11 protein-coding genes and 1 riboswitch are annotated in these 12358 nt (G+C 72.0%); of the genes, 6 read left to right on the top strand and 5 right to left on the bottom strand.

Translation table 11 applies throughout. The features are described 5' to 3' along the window. Positions 1-21: 21 nt before the first annotated feature. Entirely contained in the window at positions 22-1233 is a 1212-nt protein-coding gene (gene fahA, locus DN051_RS17275) for a fumarylacetoacetase (protein ID WP_053760544.1), read from the bottom strand. Between the two features lie 206 nt (positions 1234-1439). Between fahA and DN051_RS17270 the strand changes: the two genes are divergently transcribed. Further along, positions 1440-2696 (top strand): carboxylate--amine ligase, encoded by a 1257-nt coding sequence (locus DN051_RS17270; protein WP_112439029.1) that lies wholly within the window; start codon positions 1440-1442, stop codon positions 2694-2696. Positions 2697-2862: 166 nt separating this feature from the next. Then, positions 2863-3747 carry an HAD family hydrolase gene (locus DN051_RS17265; protein ID WP_053760546.1) on the top strand — a complete coding sequence of 295 codons (885 nt, stop codon included), beginning with the start codon at positions 2863-2865 and terminating at the stop codon, positions 3745-3747. Between the two features lie 13 nt (positions 3748-3760). Here DN051_RS17265 and DN051_RS17260 read toward each other — a convergent pair whose 3' ends face one another. Continuing rightward, the gene (locus tag DN051_RS17260) at positions 3761-4240 is read right to left on the bottom strand and encodes a transglycosylase SLT domain-containing protein (RefSeq protein WP_053760547.1); all 480 of its coding nucleotides are present in this window, start codon (positions 4238-4240) and stop codon (positions 3761-3763) included. Positions 4241-4244: 4 nt separating this feature from the next. Beyond that, a riboswitch (cyclic di-AMP (ydaO/yuaA leader) is annotated at positions 4245-4424 on the bottom strand. Positions 4425-6048: 1624 nt separating this feature from the next. On the opposite strand from DN051_RS17260, the gene DN051_RS17255 reads away from it, so the two are divergent. Continuing rightward, positions 6049-7059: a polyprenyl synthetase family protein gene (locus tag DN051_RS17255; RefSeq protein ID WP_053756335.1), complete on the top strand. Its 1011-nt coding sequence runs from the start codon at positions 6049-6051 to the stop codon at positions 7057-7059. On the opposite strand, the gene DN051_RS45085 is transcribed toward DN051_RS17255, so the two are convergent. Then, positions 7056-7322 (bottom strand): hypothetical protein, encoded by a 267-nt coding sequence (locus DN051_RS45085; protein WP_162624947.1) that lies wholly within the window; start codon positions 7320-7322, stop codon positions 7056-7058. The genes DN051_RS17255 and DN051_RS45085 overlap by 4 nt on opposite strands. Before the next feature lie 282 nt (positions 7323-7604). Here DN051_RS45085 and DN051_RS17245 point away from each other — a divergent pair, with 282 nt between their 5' ends. The 3 genes from DN051_RS17245 (at position 7605) to DN051_RS17235 (ending at position 10813) form a co-directional block, all read left to right on the top strand. After that, positions 7605-8849, top strand: a complete 1245-nt coding sequence (locus tag DN051_RS17245; protein WP_112439027.1) for a LolA family protein — start codon at positions 7605-7607, stop codon at positions 8847-8849. Positions 8850-8934: 85 nt separating this feature from the next. Then, complete coding sequence (locus tag DN051_RS17240) at positions 8935-9903, top strand: ABC transporter ATP-binding protein (protein WP_112439026.1); 969 nt, start codon at positions 8935-8937, stop codon at positions 9901-9903. Then, complete coding sequence (locus DN051_RS17235) at positions 9890-10813, top strand: ABC transporter permease (protein WP_053756339.1); 924 nt, start codon at positions 9890-9892, stop codon at positions 10811-10813. Before DN051_RS17240 ends, DN051_RS17235 begins: the two co-directional genes overlap by 14 nt. An 87-nt stretch (positions 10814-10900) precedes the next feature. On the opposite strand, the gene DN051_RS17230 is transcribed toward DN051_RS17235, so the two are convergent. Both DN051_RS17230 and DN051_RS17225 read right to left on the bottom strand, forming a co-directional pair. Then, on the bottom strand, positions 10901-11485 hold the full coding sequence (locus DN051_RS17230) for a flavodoxin family protein (protein WP_053756340.1): 585 nt from the start codon (positions 11483-11485) through the stop codon (positions 10901-10903). A gap of 249 nt (positions 11486-11734) precedes the next feature. After that, positions 11735-12232 (bottom strand): DUF6668 family protein, encoded by a 498-nt coding sequence (locus DN051_RS17225; RefSeq protein WP_112439025.1) that lies wholly within the window; start codon positions 12230-12232, stop codon positions 11735-11737. Positions 12233-12358 lie beyond the last annotated feature (126 nt).

The raw sequence follows: 12358 nt of genomic DNA, 5'->3' as shown, positions 1-12358 counted from the left end.
CCTCCCGCGCCGCCGGGGCCCTCACCCCGCGACGACCCTTCCGCTCACCTCGCCCAGGCCGACCCGGACGCCGTCCGGCCCGGGAGCCCACGCGGAGAGCGTCACCTCGTCGCCGTCCTCCAGGAACGTCCGCTTGCCGTCGGGCAGTTCGATCGGCTCCCGGCCGTTCCAGGTCAGCTCCAGCAGGGAGCCGCGCTGGCGTTCGTCGGCGCCGCTGACCGTGCCCGAGCCGTAGAGGTCGCCGGTGCGCAGGGCGGCGCCGTTGACCGTCATGTGGGCGAGTTGCTGGGCGGCCGTCCAGTACATGGTCGAGAAGGGGGGGTCGGAGATGACGTGGCCGTTGAGGGCGACGGAGATGCGCAGGTCGTAGCCGCCGGGCTCGTCGGCCGAGTCGTCGAGGTAGGGCAGCAGCGGGTGGGTGCGTCCGGGCGGGGCGACGCGTGCCTCGTCGAGCGCGTCCAGCGGGGTGATCCAGGCCGACACCGAGGTGGCGAAGGACTTGCCGAGGAACGGGCCGAGGGGCACGTACTCCCAGGCCTGGATGTCGCGCGCGGACCAGTCGTTGAGCAGGCACAGGCCGAAGACGTGCTCGCGGAAGTCGGCCAGCCCCACGGATGTGCCCATCGGCGACGGGGTGCCGACGACGAAGCCGACCTCCGCCTCGATGTCCAGGCGGACGGACGGTCCGAAGACGGGCTCGGGGTCGGTCGGGGCCTTGCGCTGGCCGGAGGGGCGCACGACGTCGGTGCCGGAGACCACGACCGTGCCGGAGCGGCCGTGGTAACCGATCGGCAGGTGCTTCCAGTTGGGGGTGAGCGAGTCGGCCGCGTCGGGGCGGAAGATCCGGCCGACGTTACGGGCGTGGTTCTCGGAGGCGTAGAAGTCGACGTAGTCCGCCACGTCGAAGGGCAGGTGCAGGGTCACCGAGGACAGGGGGTACATCAGCGGGGTGATGCTGTCGCGGTGGGACGGCACCGTCACCCAGGCGGTGAGCGCGCGCCGTACGTCGGACCAGGCGGTGCGGCCGGCCGCGAGCAACGCGTTCAGGGTGGGCCGGGCGAGCAGGGCGGCGTAGGGGGAGCCGAGCGCCAGGGCCGCGGCACCGGCGTCGAGAACGTGGTCGCCGAGGCGGACGCCGACGGTCCGCTCGGTGGAACCGGCGGGTGAGAACACGCCGTACGGAAGGTTGTGCGGACCGAAGGGGTCGCCCTCGGGGACATCGAAGGGGGGCATGGGGTACTGCCTCACTTTCGTACGCGCGGTCCATGCGGTTGCGGCACACGTTACGGCTGTGGCTGCTCTTTTGGGCAGTGTCTAAAGGGCGTAAAGAGTTAGCAATGTCCTGGAAAGTTCCAATCGGAGGTGTGAATTCCGGCTTAGCGTCCTTCGGGGAGGCGGAGCGGGGGGACCGGTCCGCAGGGGACACGTGGGGGGAACCCGTGGCCGAACGTGCCAGCAGTGTGTCCGCGACAGCCGACCGTGCCGTACCGGGGCTGATCGTGAAGTTCGGTCACTATCCGCTGCACCACGGCGGGGTGGGCGCCATCCGCAGTCTGGGCAGGCTGGGGGTGCCGATGTACGCGATCACCGAGGACCCGTACACGCCCGCGGCCTCGTCCCGCTATCTGCGCCGGGCCTTCGTCTGGCCGACGACCGGCACGGAGGAGCCGGACCGTCTGGTGGAGGGCCTGCTGCGGATCGGGCGGCGGATCGGCCGGCCGACCGTCCTCGTCCCGACCGACGAGGAGGCCGCCGTGCTCATAGCCGAGCACCAGGACCAGCTCGCCGGCCCCTTCCTGTTCCCGCGCGTCGACCCCGAACTGCCGCGCCGCCTGGCGAGCAAGCAGGGCCTGTACGAACTGTGCGTGGAGCACGGGGTGCCGAGTCCGGCCACGGTGTGCCCCCGCTCGTACGAGGACATCGAGGCCTTCGCCGAGCGGGCGGTGTTCCCGCTGGTGGCGAAGAACGGTGAGGCGTTCGTCCGCCGGGCCCGGCCGGCCGTCCCCGGCACCACCCGGATCGCCACCCGGGAGCACCTGCTCGCGCTGGCCCGCGACTGGGGCGAACGGCCGGGCGTCGTCCTCCAGGAGTATCTGCCCCGGGAGCACGCCGAGGACTGGATCGTGCATGCCTACTTCGGCGCGGACTCGGTGCCGCGCGCGATGTTCACCGGGGTCAAGGTCCGCTCCTGGCCGCCGCACGCGGGGATGACGGCCAACGCCTACATCGTCGCCAACCCGGAACTCGCGGACCTCGCAGCGCGTTTCGTCAAACAGATCGGCTTCAGCGGAGTCATCGACCTCGACCTGCGCTTCGACCGCCGCGACGGGCAGTACAAACTGCTCGACTTCAACCCCCGTATGGGCGCGCAGTTCCGCCTGTTCGAGAGCGAGTCGGGGGTGGACGTCGTGCGGGCGCAGCACCTCGATCTGACCGGGCGGGCCGTCCCCGAGGGGGAGCAGCGCGAGGGGCGCCGGTTCATCGTGGAGAACATCGACCTGCCCGCCCTGCTGGCCTACCGCCGCGGCGGCACCACGACACCGCACGCGCCGGCTCGGGCGAGCGGTACGGAACTGGCCTGGCTGGCGGGAGACGATCCGCTGCCGTTCCTGACCATGCTGGCGCGGCTCGGGCGGCCCGGCGCGCAACACCTGTACCGGCTGTGGCGCACCAGCCGTCGCGGGATCTCGGGGTAGCCGGAGGTCACGTACGAGTGACGTTCGGCGGCCGAACCGCCGGGCGCGGAAGGCGAGTTAGCAGGTGCGCCACCGTCGGGCGCGGCACCGTGCGCGGGTGAAAAGCGGAGGGGCGATGGGCAGTTGGGGATGAACGGGGTAGGTGCGGTGTCCGTATTCTCTGATCATGGCCGCACCCATCGCATATGCCGAGCACACCGCGTACGCCCTCATCGCCACGGATCTCGACGGAACGCTGCTGCGCGGCGACGACACGGTCTCCGACCGGTCGCTCGCCGCGCTGGCGCGGATCTCGGCGGCCGGTGCCCGGCATCTGGTGGTCACGGGCCGGCCCGCGCCCAGGGTGCGCCCGCTGCTGGAGGACCTGGGCGGCGCGGGGCTCGCGGTGTGCGGGCAGGGCGCGCAGCTGTACGACGTGGGCGCGGGCCGTCTGCTGTGGTCGGTCACCCTGGACCGGGAGCTGGCCGAGACCGCGCTCGGAAAGATCGAGGCTGAGGTCGGCCAGGTGTACGCGGCCGTCGACCAGGACGGGATCGACGGGCTGACACTCATCGAGCCGGGCTACCTCATGCCGCATCCGACGCTGCCCGCGGTACGGGTCGGCCGGCGGGACGACCTGTGGTGCGAGCCGATCAGCAAGGTGCTGCTGCGCCATCCCGTGCTGTCCGACGACGAGTTGGCGGCGGTGGCCCGCACGGTGGTCGGTTCGCTCGCGACGGTCACGATGTCGGGGCCGGGGACGGTCGAGCTCCAGCCGTGCGGCATCACGAAGGCGACCGGGCTGGCGCTGGCCGCCGGGCATCTGGGGCTCAGCCCGGCGGACACGATCGCCTTCGGCGACATGCCCAACGACATCCCCATGTTCGACTGGGCCGCCCACGGCGTCGCCATGGCCAACGCGCACTCGGAACTGAAGGCGGTGGCCGACGAGATCACTCTCTCGAACGAGGACGACGGGGTCGCCGCCGTCCTCGAACGGCTTCTCACCGAAGGCCCGCGCCCGCACCCGTTCGGGGGGCGCAGGGACTCGGTGGGCGTTCAGGCGCCGTAGGCGCCGGACGGGCTCAGTAGGCGCCGTAGACGTTGTCGATCGAGCCGTAGCGGTCGGCCGCGTAGTTGCAGGCGGCGGTGATGTTGGCGACCGGGTCGAAGGGGTTGTACGCGGTGCCGGACACGTGGTACGCGGCGAAGGTCGGGTCGATGACCTGGAGCAGGCCCTTGGACGGGGTGCCCTTGGCGGCGTTGGAGTCCCAGTTGTTGATGGCGTTCGGGTTGCCGGACGACTCGCGCATGATGTTGCGGTAGATGCCGTTGTAGGAACCGGGGATCCCCTTGGCCGCCATGATGTCGAGGGACTGGCGGATCCAGCCGTCGAGGTTGCTGGTGTACGACACGGCGGCGGGCGCCGCGGTCGGGGTCGCCGCGGACGCGCCGGTCGCGCCGATGAGCGGCAGCGCGAGCATGGCCGCGCCGGTGCCGGCGACGGCGAGGGTGCGGGCGAGGCGGGCGGTGCGCGAGCGACTGTGCTGACCGTTTGCAGACATGGGGCTTGTTCCTCTCCGGCGCCTGCGAGGTGAGCTGTCGGGTTCGGGCTGGGGAGCTGCCCGGCCGCGTCCTTGCGAACGCGACTTCACCCCTAGCCGTTGCGGTGCGTCTTACGACGTTCCGCCCCGGCGACTTACCTGGGTCCCCCGCTCCTGCCATGCGTGAGTTCGTCTCGTTGGTATCGGGCGGTGGCAGGATTCGGCGTCCACCCGACTGGCCCGGAACGTATGCGAGAGCACATGTCGGGAGCAAGTGGCGGATTCACACATCGCACTGGTTGATCTTCGTCTGGGGTGGTTTGCCCCCTTGATCCTTTGCGGTCGCCAAGGGGGCAACTGGCAAGCGGGGAAAGGTGGAAAGCGTGGATCGGGTCAGGATTTCGTAAAGGCCGGGAATATTCCGAACGTGAGCCAACTCACGAGCGATTACAAGAGTGGCAAATCGGGCAATCGGCTCAAGTCCCTATCAACTGGCTGGGTGTGGGGTTCGCTTCGCGTGGGTGTGGGGGGAGGGCGCCCTCGCTGTCGGGGCAAATCGACTCATTTAGGGTCAAATCGTCGTCAGCTCGGGTGGGTGGGTGGCGTCTCGTGGCGGGGTTTGGGGCGGGGTGCAGGGTGGGGCGTTGGTGGCATATGTCCGGTTCGGTCTTCGGGGTCGGAGCTGGAGCCGGAGTCGGGGCGGGGTCGGAAGCGGGGTCGGGGTCGGGGCGGGAGGTGAGGGCTCGGCTGTTGTGTCGGAGGCGGTTCCTTCAGGCGCGTCCCGTGGGGGCGGGGCTCCTGGAGGAGGCTGATCGCCGGGTCCGGTGAGGGTCGGGGGTTCGGGGGAGCCCGAGGCCCGGGGTTCGAGGCTCGGGCCTCGGGGCTCGGTGAGGGTCTGGGGTCCGAGGCTCGGGGTGCGATGCGGCGGGGGCGGGTCGGTCCGGCTGAGCCGGTCGGGTGGGAGGCGTTCGGCGGACGGAGCGCGGTGGGCTCGACGCCCTCCCGTCCGTTGGTCTCCCTGTCCTTCGTCCTCCGTCCTCCGCCCCCGTTCGGGTCGTCCGGGTCGTCCGGTGCGTCCGTCCGTCCGGTGCGTCCGGCCGGCCGTCCGTCCGTCCGGCCGTCCGTGGCGAGGGCCGGGGCCGTCGGCTTGAGAGGCTTGGGCTCGGTGATCGTCGGCCACGCGCGTGCGTACAACCGTGTTTCGTCGGGCAGCGGGATACGGAGGCCTCGTGAGCCGGGTCGTAGGGAGGGCCGTAGCGGATGCGCAGGGTGGTCGGGCTCGTAGCGGGCGCCTCGGTCGACGGGGCGCGTCGTGCGGCCCGGCCGGGGTGCGGCGGTCGGCGCGACCTGTCCCCGGACCGGCGTGGGAAAGCCTGGCGCGGCGGCCGTCCGGTGGGCCGGGATCATGGTGGCCCGGACCGGAGGGCGGCCCCTCGGCGCGGCTGTTCGGCGTGTCGGCGACGCGCGGGGCGCGGACGGCGCGCGTACCGGCGCGCGCGAGGCGCGTCCGGACCGTCGGCGTGGAGAGGGTGAGCGGGCCCTTCGGCGGGTCGGGGAAGGCGGAACCGGGGTGGTGAGGAGGGTCTGGCACCGACTTCCCTACCGACGGGAAAACGGCACAAACCTCACCTCTTCGGCTCAAGTCATTGAATACCCACTCATATCAGCTGATCAAAAACATCACCACAGTGATCCGATACCGCCTGGCCTGTAACCCCGGGCGCCCTCGGTGATCGAAACGTGACCGGATACGCTGACTTGAGTGAAGGCAGCGACGTATCGACAAACCGCGTAATCGCCAGTAGACACCAGCAGACAGGAGACCCCTCGTGACCGTCGTCGGGCCGTTCGGGCTGAGCGTGCGGGACCAGGCTCTGGAAGCCGATGTCCAGGTCGGATTGGCGGCTGTCGAGGAAGGGTTGCTCGAAGCCACCAAGAGCGAGGTCCCCTTCATCACGGAGGCCGCGCAGCATCTGGTGCGGGCCGGCGGGAAGCGGTTCCGTCCGCTGCTGGTGATGCTCAGCGCGCAGTTCGGCGACCCGTACGCGCCCGGGGTCGTGCCCTCGGCCGTGGTCGTGGAGCTGACCCATCTGGCGACGCTGTACCACGACGACGTGATGGACGAGGCCGCCGTGCGGCGCGGAGTGCCGAGCGCCAACACCCGCTGGGGCAACTCCGTCGCGGTCCTCACCGGTGACTTCCTCTTCGCGCGCGCCTCGCACATCCTCGCCGACCTCGGGCCCGAGGCGGTGCGGGTGCAGGCGGAGGCGTTCGAACGGCTGGTGACCGGACAGATCCTGGAGACCGCCGGGCCCACGGACGGGCGCGACCCGGTCGATCACTACCTGGACGTCCTGGGCGGCAAGACGGGCTCGCTGGTGGCGGTGTCGTGCCGCTTCGGCGCGATGATGTCGGGCGCCGAGGACCCGGTCGTGGACGTCCTGACGCAGTACGGCGAGCGGCTGGGCGTCGCCTTCCAGCTCGCGGACGACGTGCTGGACATCGCCTCCGACTCGCACGAGTCCGGCAAGACGCCGGGCACGGATCTGCGGGAGGGCATCGCGACCCTGCCCGTACTGCGGCTGCGTGAGCGCGCGGCCCGGCTCGGCCTGGCCGAGGACATCGCCCTGTGCGAGTTGCTGGACTCCGATCTGACGGACGACGAGCGGCACGCCGAGGCGCTGACCGCGCTGCGGGCGCACCCGGCGCTGGAGCAGGCCCGGCGCGACACCGTCCGCTACGCCGAGGAGGCGCGCGCCGCGCTCGCGCCGCTGCGTGAGTGCGACGCGAAGGCCACGCTGATCGAGCTGTGCGACGCCGTCGTGCACCGGGCCGGTTAGCCGCCCGTCGGCACAGCGTCCCGCGTCGGCACGGTGTTCCGCGTCGGCACGGCGTCCCGGGCCGCCCCGCCGTACACCCCACCACAGGCCCGCTCCACGCCCCGCTCCGCCGTGCTCCCTCCCGACTTCTCCGCCGCGATCGACGCCTCCCGTATCGCCCCGCGGCGGATCGCGCCCGACGGCGGCGCCGCGTCGGCGGTGTCGCCCCGGCCGGATCCCGTACGCCGGGGACCGTCGTCGGCGTGCCCGACCAGGCCGACCACGTGTTCGTACGGAACCGAGGCCCCGGCGGACCGGACCGGAGGGCGGCGCCGCCCCGGACGACCCCTACGGGTCGGGGCAGACGTCGTCCGTCCATGTCATACCCCAGCAGTACATGGAGTTGAGCCCGGGGTCTGACGCATCTTCTCGTGCGGTTTGGTCAGATGGAGACCACGGAACACACCACTCCTCACCGATCCGGGTGAGAATGGCGGCTCAGGGTGGACGAGTGCGAGGACGCGACGAGACGGACGGCCGCCGCCGACGACGGAGGTAAGGCACACATGGCACCGTACGAATCCGACGACAGCGCGAGCGCCGCGGAGGCCGCGGAGGCGGACGAACTGCGCGCGGCACGCCGGCGCAAGGCCGCGCGGTACGTCGTCCCGGCGGCGGTCCTGGGGGTGGCGGCGGGCACCATCGGTCTGGTTCCCGCGCTCGCCGACTCCGGAAGCCCCGACCTGCCGGAGATCAGCGCGCAGCAACTCATCGAGAAGATCGCCGCGTCGGACGTGCAGCAGCTGTCCGGCACCGTGAAGATCACCACGGATCTCGGACTGCCGGACCTGGGCGGTCTGGAGAGCGGTCTGATGTCCGGCGCCCCGTCGGACGGCGAGGGCTCCGCCGCGGATCCGTCGGCCAAGCTCACCGAGCTGGCGACCGGCACGCACACCCTGCGGGTCGCGGCCGACGGCCCGGACCGGCAGAAGCTGTCGCTGCTGGAGGACGCCGCCGAGTACAGCCTGATCCACAACGGCAAGGACGTGTGGGGCTACGACAGCGCGTCCAACGAGGTCTACCACGCCACCGCGGCCGAGGAGGCGGGCGGCAAGCAGCCGAAGGAGGTCCCGGCGACGCCCGGCGACCTCACCGAGGAGGCCCTGAAGGCGGTCGACGACACGACGTCCGTGACCGTCGACGGCACCGCCCAGGTCGCCGGCCGCGACGCGTACAAGCTGGTGATCAAGCCGAAGCAGTCCGGCTCCACGGTGGGTGCGATCAGCGTGGCGGTGGACGCGGAGACCGGACTGCCGCTGAAGTTCACGCTGACCCCGGCGAGCGGTGGGGCCGCCGTGGTGGACGCGGGCTTCACCCAGGTGAGCTTCGCCAAGCCGGCCGCGAGCACCTTCGACTTCACCCCGCCCAAGGGCGCGAAGGTGACCGAGGGCGACAGCCTCGACGAGCCGGAGCACACGCGGAAGTCCGAGGAGGACTTCGGCAAGGACCTCGGCGAGGACCTGGGCAAGGGCTTCGGCAAGGGCCTCGACGGGCCGAACGTCATCGGCGAGGGCTGGAACTCCGTCGCCGTGCTCGACACCGGCGCCGAGGGCGGCATGCCCTCCGGCGAGGCGGGCGGCGACCTGGGCGGCTTCCTGGGTTCCCTCGGCGACCAGGTGAAGGGCGACTTCGGCACCGGCACGGTCTTCAAGACCCGTCTGGTCAACGCCCTGATCACCGATGACGGCACGGTGTACGTCGGTGCCGTCACCAAGGACGCGCTGGTGAAGGCGGCCGACTCCGCGCAGTGAGTACGGCACGGGCGCGGCGGTGAGCACCGCACCCGGACGGCGAATCGGGTGAGCACCGCACCCGGACGGCGAATCGAGGGTGCCCATGGACGAAGCGTCCGCCACGGCAGGCGAGCGCACGGGTGACGGCGTCATCCACACCCGTGCGCTCACCAAGCGCTTCCGCGGCGGACAGCTCGCCGTCGACGGGCTGGATCTGACCGTTCCGGCGGGCAGCGTCTTCGGCTTCCTCGGTCCGAACGGCTCCGGCAAGACCACCACCATCCGGATGCTGATGGGCCTGATCGAGCCCACGTCGGGCACGGCGCACGTGCTGGGGCGGCCCATGCCCCGGGCCACGCGCGCCGTGCTCCCGTACGTGGGCGCCCTCATCGAGGGCCCCGCCCTCTACGGATTCCTCTCGGGCCGCGACAACCTCCTGCGCCTCGACTCCGCGGACCCGACCGCCGACCCGCGCACCCGGCGGGCCCGGGTCACGGCGGCACTGGACCGGGTCGGGCTGGCTGCGGCGGCCGGGAAGAAGGCCAAGGCCTACTCCCTCGGTATGAAACAGCGGCTCGGACTCGCGGCCGCCCTGCTCCAGCCCCGCCGCCTGCTCGTCCTCGACGAGCCGACCAACGGGCTGGACCCGCAGGGCATGCGCGAGATCCGCGCCCTGGTCCGGGAGCTGGCCTCCGACGGAACGACCGTGTTCCTCTCCTCGCACCTGCTCGACGAGATCGAGCAGGTGTGCACGCACGCCGCCGTGATGGCGCGGGGCCGGCTGGTCACCCAGGGCGCCGTGACCGAGCTGGCCGCGGGCATCAGGGGCCGGCTGGTCGTCACCACGCCGGACCCGGCGGACGCGGCCCGGGTCCTGAAGGAACGCGGGGTCGCGGACGTCGTGGTCGACGAGGACCGCGTGACCGGCGAACCCCCGGAAGGGGAACTCGCCGACCTGAACGCCGCGTTGGTCGCGGCGGGGGTGCGGGTGCGCGGTTTCGGCGTGGAACGGGCCACCCTGGAGGACGCGTTCATGGCACTGACGGGGGAGGGCTTCGATGTCGCGGGTTGAGCTCCGGCCGGCCGACGCTCCGCGTCCCGCGGACCGGCGGGCCGGCGTCCCGCGGCCCGCCGGCCCGCTGTGGACCCTCGGCCTGCTGCGCAGCGAACTGACCACCACCTTCCGGCGCTGGCGCACGCTCGCGCTGCTCGGCGTGCTGGCCGCGGTGCCGGTCCTCGTCGGGATCGCCGTACGGATCGAGACGAGCGACGGCTCGACGGTGGGCGGCGGCGGCCCGGACGGCGGCGCGGGCCCGGCCTTCATGACGCAGATCACCAACAACGGCCTGTTCCTCGTCTTCACCGCCCTCGCCGCGACCCTGCCCTTCTTCCTGCCGATGGCGGTCGGTGTCGTCGCCGGCGACGCGATCGCCGGTGAGGCGGGCGCGGGAACCCTGCGCTACCTGCTGGTCGCCCCCGCCGGCCGTACCCGGCTGCTGCTCACCAAGTACGCCACCGCGATGGCCTTCTGCCTGGCGGCGACCCTGGTGGTCGCCGTCTCGGCGCTGACGGTCGGGGCGCTGCTGTTCCCGCTGGGCGACCTGACGACCATCTCCGGTACGCGGATCGGCTTCGCGGAGGGGCTCGGCAGGGCGCTCCTGATCGCCCTGGTCGTCGCCGCCTCACTGACCGGCGTGGCGGCGCTCGGTCTGTTCGTCTCGACGCTGACCAACAGCGGCATCGCGGCGATGGCGACGACGGTCGGCCTGCTGATCACCGTTCAGATCGTCGACCAGATCCCCCAGCTGCACGCGATCCACCCGTACCTGTTCCCGCACTACTGGCTGTCCTTCGCCGACCTGATGCGCGAGCCGGTCTACTGGGACGACCTGGTGCGCAACCTCGGCCTCCAGGGGCTGTACGCGGCGGTGTTCGGTACGGCGGCCTGGGCGCGCTTCACGACGAAGGACGTCACCGCCTAGCCGGCACGGCGAGGCCTCGCGGCCGAGGGACGTCCCGCCCGGCGGTGCCATGAGGACCCGTCATGAAGGTCCCGCCCCCGGCCCGGTCTACGACGCCTCGTACGGGAAGCGGGCGAGCGGGGGCTCCTGCGCGAAGAACGTCTTCGCACGGGCGAGGGCGTCGAGGTCGTGCAGTACGTCACCGGGCCTGCTGCCGTTGCCGAGCAGGACCCCGCCGAACCGCATCCCCATGTACGCGGCCGAGTGGTTGAGGGTGCCGATCAGCGGGTCGGCGACCTCGCTCTCCTCGTGCGCGAGCGCGGTGACGCCCCACAGGGTGCGCCCGGCGAGCGTCGCCTTGAAATTGATGCCGGGTGTGCGCAGCCAGCCCGACCAGTGGTCCAGATAGCGCTTGGTGTGCGCGGACAGCGAGTACCAGTACAGCGGAGAGGCGATCACGATGTCCGTCGCCGCGAGCGTGGCGTCCAGCAGCAGCGCGGTGCTGCCGTCGGTCGGGCGGACGTGGTCGCTGTCGTGGCGCAGGTCCTCGAAGTCGGGCAGCGGGTGCTCGGCGAGGTCGATCCAGCGCTGCTCGACGTCGGCGGGCAGCTGTTCGGCGGCCTCACGGGCCAGCAGTTCGGTGTTGCCCTCGCTGCGGCTGCTGCCCAGTACGAACAGGAAACGGCGGTTCATGGCTCCCCCGGGATCCGGTCACCGGCACGCGGCGGCGCGCCAGTTTCACGCGTGTGCATCTTATGCGCATGCATGCAATTGCCGCCAGTGCCGCCGGTGCCGCCGGTACTTCCAGTGCTGCCGGTACCGCCGGAGCCTGTCCTTGCCTGTGCCTTCAGAGCCGTTTGTGCCTCGGGAGCCGCCCGTGCCTTCAGAGCCGCTCGTATCGCCAGAGCCGCCCCTGCCTCCGGTGCCTGCTCGCGCCCCTCGTCAGTGGGCCGTCCCCGTCAGCCGTGCCAGGGCCTCGGTCTCACGGGGCGGGCGGCCGCCGAGATCGCCGAGCCGCCAGGCCGGCACCCATGGCACGCGGTACACGTCGACCACCGACTCGATCAGCCTGGCCTGCTGCGCCAGCGGCCGGGGCAGCCGCCCCGGCGCGTCCGCGACCAGGACGACGGAGTCCAGGTCCAGCCCGGCAGGGGCCTGGCCGCGCCGGAAGACCTCCAGCGCGTGCAGAACGGCCGTCAGGCCCGACGCGTGCGTCCGGGCGACCAGCAGCACCGACGTCGGATCACCCGCGCCGGGCCAGTCGCAGCCGCAGTCCTGACCGCCGTAGACCGTTGCCAGCGTGGAGACCCCCGAACCGCCGTGGGTGCCGACCCAGGAGAAGCGCCGGACCGTGTTCGAGGCGACGGCGGGCGCCGGGTCCGGGGCGGGCACCGGTCCGCGGATCCAGATCTCCGGCCCCTGCCGCGCGCCCGTCCGCATACCCGCTCCCTTCCGTGGCCACCCCACCGATCTTCGCGGTTGCGGGAGAATCGCGTGACGGGGGTACCGGTTCTTGGGACAGGCCTGTGACGACGTGGTGACCCGGGCACCGCGCCGGACCGGGGA

Origin of the sequence: Streptomyces cadmiisoli (assembly GCF_003261055.1) — a bacterium.
Lineage (GTDB): Bacteria > Actinomycetota > Actinomycetes > Streptomycetales > Streptomycetaceae > Streptomyces > Streptomyces cadmiisoli.
The sequence above is the reverse complement of the archived record's forward strand: the minus strand, read 5'-3'. Positions and strand labels throughout refer to the sequence as shown.

Bases quoted from the DNA above. Each gene is read 5' to 3' on its own strand.
- DN051_RS17230 (WP_053756340.1), bottom strand. From the start codon at position 11,485: ATGAACCGCCGTTTCCTGTTCGTACTGGGCAGCAGCCGCAGCGAGGGC.
- DN051_RS17235 (WP_053756339.1), top strand. From the start codon at position 9,890: ATGTCGCGGGTTGAGCTCCGGCCGGCCGACGCTCCGCGTCCCGCGGAC.
- DN051_RS17260 (WP_053760547.1), bottom strand. From the start codon at position 4,240: ATGTCTGCAAACGGTCAGCACAGTCGCTCGCGCACCGCCCGCCTCGCC.
- DN051_RS17265 (WP_053760546.1), top strand. From the start codon at position 2,863: ATGGCCGCACCCATCGCATATGCCGAGCACACCGCGTACGCCCTCATC.
- fahA (WP_053760544.1), bottom strand. From the start codon at position 1,233: ATGCCCCCCTTCGATGTCCCCGAGGGCGACCCCTTCGGTCCGCACAAC.
- DN051_RS17240 (WP_112439026.1), top strand. From the start codon at position 8,935: ATGGACGAAGCGTCCGCCACGGCAGGCGAGCGCACGGGTGACGGCGTC.
- DN051_RS17225 (WP_112439025.1), bottom strand. From the start codon at position 12,232: ATGCGGACGGGCGCGCGGCAGGGGCCGGAGATCTGGATCCGCGGACCG.
- DN051_RS17245 (WP_112439027.1), top strand. From the start codon at position 7,605: ATGGCACCGTACGAATCCGACGACAGCGCGAGCGCCGCGGAGGCCGCG.